General features: G+C 43.9%; 9 protein-coding genes. 8 read left to right on the top strand and 1 reads right to left on the bottom strand.

Annotated features, from left to right (window positions below):
• Positions 1-417: sigma-70 family RNA polymerase sigma factor (locus tag KFT32_RS02720; RefSeq protein WP_211745545.1), on the top strand; the 417-nt coding region annotated here is incomplete at its 5' end.
• A gap of 282 nt (positions 418-699) precedes the next feature.
• Positions 700-1,410, top strand: coding sequence for a metal-dependent hydrolase (locus KFT32_RS02715; protein WP_211745544.1), 711 nt, complete (start codon positions 700-702; stop codon positions 1,408-1,410).
• Between the two features lie 99 nt (positions 1,411-1,509).
• On the opposite strand, the gene KFT32_RS02710 is transcribed toward KFT32_RS02715, so the two are convergent.
• A complete protein-coding gene (locus KFT32_RS02710; protein ID WP_211745543.1) occupies positions 1,510-2,583 on the bottom strand; it encodes a M42 family metallopeptidase in 1,074 nt (357 codons plus the stop codon).
• A gap of 547 nt (positions 2,584-3,130) precedes the next feature.
• Here KFT32_RS02710 and spoVAC point away from each other — a divergent pair.
• The 6 genes from spoVAC to KFT32_RS02680 all read left to right on the top strand — a co-directional run bounded on the left by spoVAC (position 3,131) and on the right by KFT32_RS02680 (position 9,679).
• On the top strand, positions 3,131-3,583 hold the full coding sequence (spoVAC, locus tag KFT32_RS02705) for a stage V sporulation protein AC (RefSeq protein WP_481856293.1): 453 nt from the start codon (positions 3,131-3,133) through the stop codon (positions 3,581-3,583).
• On the top strand, positions 3,580-4,602 hold the full coding sequence (gene spoVAD, locus KFT32_RS02700) for a stage V sporulation protein AD (RefSeq protein ID WP_211745542.1): 1,023 nt from the start codon (positions 3,580-3,582) through the stop codon (positions 4,600-4,602). Before spoVAC ends, spoVAD begins: the two co-directional genes overlap by 4 nt.
• On the top strand, positions 4,603-4,953 hold the full coding sequence (gene spoVAE / locus KFT32_RS02695) for a stage V sporulation protein AE (protein ID WP_211745541.1): 351 nt from the start codon (positions 4,603-4,605) through the stop codon (positions 4,951-4,953).
• Between the two features lie 299 nt (positions 4,954-5,252).
• Positions 5,253-6,209: an AAA family ATPase gene (locus KFT32_RS02690; protein WP_211745540.1), complete on the top strand. Its 957-nt coding sequence runs from the start codon at positions 5,253-5,255 to the stop codon at positions 6,207-6,209.
• Between the two features lie 6 nt (positions 6,210-6,215).
• Positions 6,216-7,463 carry a DUF58 domain-containing protein gene (locus KFT32_RS02685; RefSeq protein ID WP_249435588.1) on the top strand — a complete coding sequence of 416 codons (1,248 nt, stop codon included), beginning with the start codon at positions 6,216-6,218 and terminating at the stop codon, positions 7,461-7,463.
• Complete coding sequence (locus tag KFT32_RS02680; protein ID WP_211745539.1) at positions 7,460-9,679, top strand: transglutaminase TgpA family protein; 2,220 nt, start codon at positions 7,460-7,462, stop codon at positions 9,677-9,679. The genes KFT32_RS02685 and KFT32_RS02680 overlap by 4 nt, the downstream gene beginning before the upstream one ends.
• Positions 9,680-9,695: the final 16 nt, after the last annotated feature.

Here is a 9,695-nt window from a genome sequence, read left to right as displayed (position 1 = left end):
AAAAAGAGGTCCATATTATATCCTTCTAACGCCCCTATAGACATTAGGTCCGAGATACTGATGCATCTTCGTTCATTGAAAAAGACCCGTAAAGATGTGTCTCTTCACGATCCAATAGGAACGGATAAAGAAGGTAATGAAATTACGTTAATTGATATCCTTGGTACCGAAGCAGATGAGGTCATGGAGAAGGTCCAACTCAAGATTGAGAAAAGTAAAATCTATCAGAACCTCGATATTCTCGATGATCGGGAAAAAGAAGTGGTGGTCGGCAGGTTTGGACTTGAAACAGGGGGAGAAGAACGGACACAGCGAGAGATTGCAAAAGAGCTCGGAATTTCACGTTCTTACGTTTCTCGAATTGAGAAAAGGGCTTTAATGAAACTTTATCATGAATTTTATAAGGCAAAGCAGTGATTAAGTATAGAAGCGATCAGCATATATTGCTGATCGCTTTTAGTTTCAATGAGTTATGAAATTGATTTATATTACCAAAGTCCATTTAACATAATGCGGTTAGTGGTGACTTGAATCCTTCCAATATTAAAAAGGTTCAAAAGAGAAACAACCACGGATAAATCTGGGTATACCGATACGAACATACGTGCTATAATGATTAAGATATTTCAGATGTAATGCAGCTTTCTAGCGCCAGACACCTCAGAATTATACATATTACAGAAGGGAAGTATTTTAATCATGATGGGTAGAACCCATATTATCGTCGGGACGGGGATTTCCTTATCCCTTTTAGAGCTGGGAGGCATTCCGATAACGGTTCCTGCCGTTGCTGTGGCATTAGTTAGTTCCGTACTGCCGGACATTGATGAACCTAACTCGCTGCTAGTGACTCGCGTCATTCCGAACTGGCTGCTTAGAATCGTCCAGATCGCACTGATTCTTCTTGCCCTTGTGGTTGGTTTTTATGGGATTGTACGCTATCCATGGAACTGGATTCTGGCTGCACTGATTGCTACGGTGTCCTTTATGCCATCAAGGTCGCTTCGGCAGTGGATTATGTTCTTTATCGGGCTGGGGCTTATCGTTTATGGGCACTCATTTCACCCATGGAATTTACTCGTGGGTAGTCTTTTGATTTTAACAACTCTTGTTCCTCACAGAGGACTCACTCATACACTCTATGGTATTGCTGTGTGGACGTTTTTATTATACGGAACAACGAAGTCTTACGGAGACGCCGTATGGATGGCCGGAGGTTTGTCGTATACGCTCCATCTTGTTGCAGACAGTTTGACCAATCGAGGGATACGCCCGCTTCCGCCTTTCAAGTGGAAGATCAAATTTAAGCTAATGAGTACCGGCTCTAAGCAGGGGGCATGGGTAGAAATATTCTTTATTGGGGTCACGTTTATCATTGCCTGGCTCTCATTCTCTCCGTTATTTTTATAGTATCTTTCCTCTGAATGATTTTATCCATAAAAAAGGTGTCCCCTTAAGTTCTAGACTTAAAAGGACACCTTTTCTCTTGCCGCCTGTCTGAATATTGGATCAGGAATTTTCGATAATTGTGTTCAACGTGGTGCGATCCAGTCCGCGAACCAGTTTGATGATCAGTTCTTTAGCTGCATCGTAGTCATCCGTATGGATAATGGAGGATGACGTATGAATATATCTAGCGCAGATTCCAATAACGGTAGAGGGAACACCGATACCGCTCAAGTGAACCTGTCCTGCATCTGTACCGCCTGGAGAAATAAAGTACTGATATTTAATTTTATTTGACTCCGCTGTATCTTGTACATATTCGACCATACCTCGATGAGTAAGCATACCTGGATCAAGAATACGCAGAAGTGCGCCTTGGCCGATGTGACCAAATTGATTTTTATCTGCAGTCATGTCGTTTGCTGCACTGCAATCGAGAGCAAAGAAAATATCTGGCTGAATGAGATTCGCTGCTGTACGTGCTCCGCGAAGCCCGAGTTCTTCTTGAACGGTAGCACCAGAGTACAAAATATTCGGCAGTTTTTCCTTATGTAATGCTTCAAGTAGTTCAATGGAAAGGCCAACCCCGTAACGATTATCCCAAGCTTTTGCCATGATTTTTTTCTCGTTTTTGAGTGGCGTAAATTCACAGATAGGAACAATTTGCATCCCAGGTTTAATTCCCCAGGATTCAACTTCTGCTCGGTCATCTGCACCGATATCTAGGTACATGGAATTCAAGTCAACAGGTTTGCTGCGTTCTGCCTCAGATAATAAATGGGTAGGAGTAGAACCAACAACGCCAGTAATTGGACCATTTGGTGTAATAATTTGCAGTCGCTGCGATAACACAGCCTGACTCCACCAGCCACCAATTGGACGGAATTTAACCATACCTGCCTCAGTAATGCCGGAAGTCATAAATCCTACTTCGTCAAAATGACCAGCCACCATGACTCTAGGGCCTTCTTCATTACCACGTAATACACCAAACAAGCTTCCAAGGCGGTCTTGTACAAACTCATTTGTGTATTCAGACATTAAACTCTTTGCATAAGCACGAAGTTCTCTTTCAAAACCAGGTGCTGAAGGGAACTCGGTTAATGTTTTAAACAGTTCTTTTGTTTTCTGTTCCATCATCATCTCTCCTGTCTTTCAATAGTTATGTACCAATGTTCAATTATTCTATTATGAACTGGGAATTCCTGATTGTCCATGTTCGTTTGACCTTGGATTGCTTCCTTTTCATGACGTTCTTTTTAGAACCGTTTAGATCGCTCACATGACAGAAGCCTAGTGCATACACTGATAATACAATGAACAAAACCTCTAAGACTGGCAAGATGATGAAGGGAGCGGACGAGAAATGGATCCTCACGTTAGAAAAGGATTAGTTATGCTCGGCGTTATGATTATTTTGACTGTTTTTGTACTTTTCTATAAATAAATCGGCACACCATAGTCATGCTATTTTCTGGATTAGAAAAAGAATGAAGGCGCCCCTTTAACAACCATTTAAAAGGATCATTTACCAAACATAAGATTGGTGAGTGTAACCCATAATGAACATATCTCAGGCACGACAATAGTGCGGGAGAAATTACAATTGGGTTATAAGGGGGTGTCAGCCATTTCGGATCAAACGAAATCTCCGGACACAAGTGCTAAGTCTCCGGCACTATCAGTGGAAGCGAATGAATACAAACAGATCGCATCGAAGCACGAGCCTTCCCGGCCTGTTTTCAAAAACTGTATTCGTGCATTTCTTGTTGGAGGCACCATCTGTCTGATCGGACAATGTATCCAGCAGGCATTTGTAAGCGGCTTTCATATGACGCAGAAGGATGCAGCTAGTCCTACGGTTGCGGTTCTTATTTTAGCATCTGTTATTCTGACTTGCTTTGGTGTATACGATAAGATAGCGCAATTTGCTGGAGCGGGTTCGGCTGTTCCCGTTACCGGTTTCGCTAACTCCATGTGTTCAGCCGCTCTTGAGCATCGTGCAGAAGGGCTCGTTCTGGGTGTAGGCGCAAATATGTTCAAACTGGCTGGATCCGTAATCGTATTTGGTGTGGTAGCAGCGTTTATAATCGGGGTTATCTATGCCTGTCTTGGATTTGGGGGTTATCACCTATGAAACGGGTTGGCGAGCAGACTTGGGAGTTCGAGAACAAGCCGCGTATCATTGGGGCATCAAGTGTGGTAGGACCGGAGGAAGGCGAAGGTCCTTTAAAAGACTATTTTGATTATGTATATGATAATTTGGAAATTGGTGAAAAGACATGGGAAAAAGCCGAAAGAAGGCTTTTTGAACAAGCAGCTCAAATGGCAATAGCGAATGCTAACATATCCAAAGATGAACTGCAGTTTTTTGTTGGCGGGGATTTGATGAACCAGATCATCAGCAGCTCCTTCTCGGCAAGGCAGCTCGGGGTTCCATACTTAGGGTTATTCGGGGCTTGTTCCACATCCATGGAGAGCTTAGCCCTTGCATCGCTTATTGTGGACTCCGGAGGAGGAGATAAAGTCCTCGCGGGTACTTCAAGTCATAACTGTACAGTGGAAAAACAATTCCGTTTCCCTACAGAGTATGGTGCTCAGAAGCCACCGACGGCGCAAAACACGGTAACCGGATCAGGATGTGCGGTTATCAGTAGTACAGGAAAAGGTCCAATTGTCGCACGGGCAACAATTGGACGAGTTATGGACCTTGGAATCAAGGACCCTTATAACATGGGAGCTGCTATGGCTCCTGCCGCTGCAGATACTATCATTTCACATTTTCGGGATACTGGACTTGAGCCCGGATATTATGATCTCGTCGTTACGGGTGACTTGGCTTCGGTTGGACTTCCGATCGCTAAGGAATTGCTCAAAAAAGAAGGAATCCCGATGGAGCAAACCGTGTTTAATGATTGCGGACTTATGATTTATGATCTGAAGAAGCAAAAATATGTTATTGCTGGCGGGAGTGGTTGCGGATGCTCTGCAACAGTAACCTATGGCCATCTTCTAAAGCGAATGGAAAAGGGTGAACTTAACAAAGTTTTGGTCGTGGCTACAGGCGCGTTATTATCCCCATTATCTTACCAACAAGGGGAAACGATTCCTTGTATAGCTCATGCAGTTGCGATTGAAAGAGAGGAGGAAAAGTAAATGCAGTTCTTATGGGCTTTTCTTGTGGGCGGTGCCATTTGTGTCATAGGACAGCTGATGTTTGACGTACTCAAACTTACGCCAGCGCATACCATGAGTACACTTGTTGTGGCTGGTGCAATTGCAGATGCTGTAGGATGGTATGATCCGTTAGTGAAATTTGCAGGTGCAGGTGCATCGGTACCGATTACAAGCTTTGGTAACTCTCTTGTTCATGGTGCGCTGACGGAGCTTGAAAAAGACGGGTGGCTTGGTGTTATTACCGGGGTATTTAGCGTAACAAGTGCGGGTATTTCGTCAGCGATTATCTTTTCTTTCCTGGCGGCATTGTTTGTTAGACCGAAAGGTTAAATTATAAAAAAGAGACCTCATACATATTTCATGAGGTCTCTTTTTTATGTATTTTGCTACACAAGAAAGAAGGAGTGAACTACTCTCTTCTTTTATATAGATGTAAAATGAATAGGTTAATAGCTTGATTGCACTACCCAATGTAAGTTACACTATCCACACTTATCTTATTTTGTATGAAATGAACAATCAGAACCATTATTTTTCATGAAAAGCCGTGCTAAATATTGTACTTTCAGTGCTGAATTCATGTACAATAAAAGGAAAAACTACTGCCTATTAGGAGGTACTACAATAAAATGCCTGTGACTAAGGAATCAGTAAACACTATATCCAGAGTCAGATCCAACCTGGAATCTACCATACTAGGCAAACCATTTGAGATAAAACTGCTGCTTACGGCTCTGCTGGCCGGAGGGCATGTGCTTATAGAAGATGTTCCTGGAACAGGTAAGACACAAATGATCAAGGCACTGGCTCGTTCCATGCAAGGGGAATACCGGCGTATCCAATGTAATCCAGATATTTTACCAAGTGATATTACCGGGGTATCCGTCTTTCATCCCAAGGATGAACGATTCTACTTTAGACCTGGTCCTGTTATGACCAATATTCTTCTTGCGGATGAAATTAACCGCGCGACAACAAAGACACAATCTGCCTTGCTCGAAGTCATGGAAGAACGCAGTGTAACAGTGGATGGTGACACCTATGATCTTCCGAAACCGTTTATGCTTTGCGCGACCCAGAACCCGATTGATTTTGAAGGTACATATATGCTGCCTGAAGCTCAGCTTGATCGTTTTATGCTAAAGATTAGCCTCGGGTATCCGGATGCAGCTACGGAGAAATACCTATTGAAACAACATCAGCAGGGGCAACCTGCGGACAAGCTGATCCCTGTGACAACGATGGAGGAAATTGCTGCCATACAACATGAAATCCGCAGTGTATATATGGATGACGCAGTTACCGATTATTTGCTCGGTATTGTCCGGAGCACGAGAGAACATCCAGCCGTTTTGCTAGGGGCAAGCCCCCGTGCAGCCATTTCATTTATGAACGCAGTTAAGGGATATGCCTTCCTGAATGAAAGAGATTACGTCATTCCTGATGATGTTAAAGTTCTAGCGCCATATGTGATCTCGCACCGGATCGTTCTGAAACCAGAAGCGAGGCTGGATAGTTTAAGCCAGGAAGCGGTTCTGAGACAGGTATTGCAAAATGAACATGTTCCTGTTTCCATGGAGCGCTGAACATAAATGCTGAAATCGATACGGTTTCGGCCGTGGCGTCATGCAAGATCCAGACTATGGATGGTGCTGCTAGTTTGGATCATTTGTTTGCTTTACGTTTTGTTTCAGGGTGGTAAGACATCCATTATGCTATTTGGCATGGTCAGTTTACTAAGTTTATATTTAGTTATTGGCAAGTTTAGCGGTGCGGGTCGGGCCAGAGGAGAGCGGCAATTAACTTCGGGCAATGCGCATGCTGAACTGCTTCATGCAGACGATCAGGTTAAAGTACGACTGGACTTGCAGATTCCAGGAGTGCTCCCTTTACCTTACGTTGTAATTAGAGAAGTTTTGAAGCGGCATAACGGAGAATCTTGGTCATTTGAGGAAAGTCTGATTCCAAATATGCGAGGAAATGGGACGTTGGTGTTTCAGACCCCGCCTTTGGAAAGAGGAAAATATCAGTTCTCGGATACAGAATGCATTAGTGAAGATATTTTTGGTTTAATTGAACATAAAGGAAAATTCAAAGCAAACGGAACGTTCAGGGTGTTACCTAGAACCATATTCATTCCTTATTGGCAATTGTATGATCGGAATTCAAGGTTATCCGGTCCCCAAACCGCTCTCATGAAGTCTCGGAGGGAAACGACACAAATCAATGGGGTTCGTGATTATGTTTATGGGGATCGACTGTCACGGATTCACTGGAATGCGACAGCCAAGACAGGACAGTGGAAGTCAAAGGAATTTGAACATGAGTCCGTACCGAAAACAATGATTATATTGGATTCACGAGCATTAGGTTACAAAAATACAGAACAGTATGAGCTGGCCGTTTCCACCGCAGCTTCACTCCTTGAATACGGAAGTCGTGAGCGAATGGGAATGGGGTTATGTACACTCAGCGAGAAGACAACTTGTTTCCAGCCTACGGATAGTTCAAACGAACGGCATAAAATGTTGCATCATCTGGTCGATTTGGATTCCAAAGGGACAGGGAATTTGTTGCTCAGTGTAAAGGAATCGGTGCGATTTTTTCCTCAGGGCGCGTTTTTTGTGCTGATTTCACCTCAGGAGAACGCAGAAGTGCTTGAAACATTACGTTTTGCAGGTACTCGGGGGATGACTGCTTGTCATATCCAAATAACCAGCAGGTCTGTATCCAGTCAAAACAGTGAATGGATTTCCATGCTCCGGGCTCGAGGTATTAAAGGATATGCTGTTTCTAATTTGCAAGAGCTGCCCTCAGTTCTGGGAGGAGGGAATGCATGAGGATATTTTCAAGCAAATTGACACGTTCATGGTATAGCGTCTTTGCCTTATTATGGATCGTCATGATTGGGATGCAGTGGGTCTCGTATACAGAGCCTGTCTGGTTTCAGGAGACAACAGCACTAGTCGCCGTGACGCTGATCGGTGTAGCGATTTCCGAAATTATTTTTCCTTTTCGAACAGTGTTCAGACTATTTATAAAGTTGATCCTTATCGGTTTTATTTTATATTATGTATTGTCTTTTTACGGTATTTTCATACCCGATGGAACGTTGTCTGAAAATCTTGCGGATTTCCTCGCGATCCTGAACCCGTACCTCTGGTTCTCTCTCAGTACTTGGGTGATGATGGAGTGTATTCTTCGCCTAGTGACGGATGCGAGAAGAGTTTTGCTTTTCCTGGCTATGAATATCATTGCTCTCGGGATTCTTGATTCTTTCACTCCTGCCGTTTTGTGGAAAGAAATTGCCTGGATTGTATTTGCAGGTATGGCCTGGCTTGTATGTTTACATCTCCGTAAATTTCAGTTGAAGTACCCTCAAGGTTGGAAAAGATTACGCCGTGATCCATTCAAGATTATCGCAAACGTAATTGTCATTTTCTCTCTTATTATTGTTGCTGGTGTAAATATGCCCACGGTACCTCCTATCTTAATGGACCCATACACGGCCTGGGTTCAGTATAGAGGAGATGTTTTGCCGACAGGAACCTCGCAAGATGGAGAGAATGGAGCGTCCCCGAACTCTGAGTCCGGATACAGCCGGGAAGATAATCAGCTTGGCGGTGGTTTTAATTATGATTATTCTCCCGTCATGACGATCAATACGACAGAACGAAGCTATTGGCGAGGGGAAACAAGGGACGAATATTCAGGAACAGGATGGCAGGAACCCTCTTCTTCACGCCGTTCGTTTGATGGAGTAAATATTGGCAGCGAACTGGATAATGGAGGAGCGGCTAGTCAAGGTAACACACGGGAAGTTACCCAAACTGTAACGATGCTCAATGAAACGGTATATCCTGTACTTTTTGGAGCGTACGCTATTAATGAGGTCACCTCCATTGACGGAGAGAGCGAAGCGAATACATTGTTATGGAAAAGCGGACAAGCTGAACTCCACTGGGATGGAAACCGTAACACGGCATTTCCGAGAACGTACACAATTCGTTCCGAGGTACCGCTAGTTCCCGTCGAAGCGCTTATGCTCAAGACATATGATGAACTATACGGAGCGGGTGATGTGAATCCGGATTATTTGCAAGTTCCTAATCATTTTCCTGAGCGAGTGACCCAGTTAGCTGAAGAAATAACAGCGGGTGCAGAATATCCGTATGAAAAAGTAGGTTTGCTGCAAGACTATTTAACAACCAATTTTAGTTACACAAACAATCCAGATTTATCTTTAAAACAGAGTAAAGATTTTGTAGAAGGCTTTCTGTTTGAAGTAAGGGAAGGATATTGTGACTACTTTTCAACTTCACTTGTCATGATGGCACGTTCACTGGATATACCCGCGAGATGGGTAAAAGGATATGCTCCCGGTCAGGCAAGTTATGGAGATGGCGCAATGCTCTCCCAAGAAAATGGCGAAACGCCCTCCATGTCCTATACAGTGACGAATGCGGATGCACACTCGTGGGCTGAAGTTTATTTTGGGGAAGAATATGGGTGGATTCCCGTAGAAGCTACGCCTGGATTTAATATGCCGCTTCTAACGGATACGCAGGACAGAGATCAGGTTGAAACCCCTGAAGAAGAAGAGGAAATACAGCCGGAAGAAACACCTGAACCGGAAAACAATGCCAATGAACCTTCTTTTACAGTTAGTCCTGTTATTGTATGGGCCGCTGTATCTGTACTAATAGCGTGGGTAGGATATATCTTGTGGCGCAATCGATATTCACTCCATTTCTATGTGCTAAGACTGCGACTTGGTAAGCCGCTTACACCGGAGCAGAAAGTCGTAGTAGAGACAGAACGATGGATTCGTACGGTACGGCGCAAAGGTCTGCGCCGTGACCAACATGAAACCCTACGCGAATCAGTTACAAGGTGGGAACAAGAAGCTCCACAGGTCGCAAATGAACTTGCCGAACTGCTCAAACAATTTGAAATGGCAAGGTACAGTCCCGATCATGTACAGGAGGATGCTTGGCAAAGGGTACAAGACATTGCAAGACAGATGAAGAAAAGGCTGAAATCGGCACGGGGGTAAGCATTCCCGTGTCCGT

This window comes from Paenibacillus sp. Marseille-Q4541, from assembly GCF_018310695.1.
GTDB lineage: Bacteria > Bacillota > Bacilli > Paenibacillales > Paenibacillaceae > Paenibacillus.
This window is presented reverse-complemented; position numbering and strand designations above follow the sequence as displayed.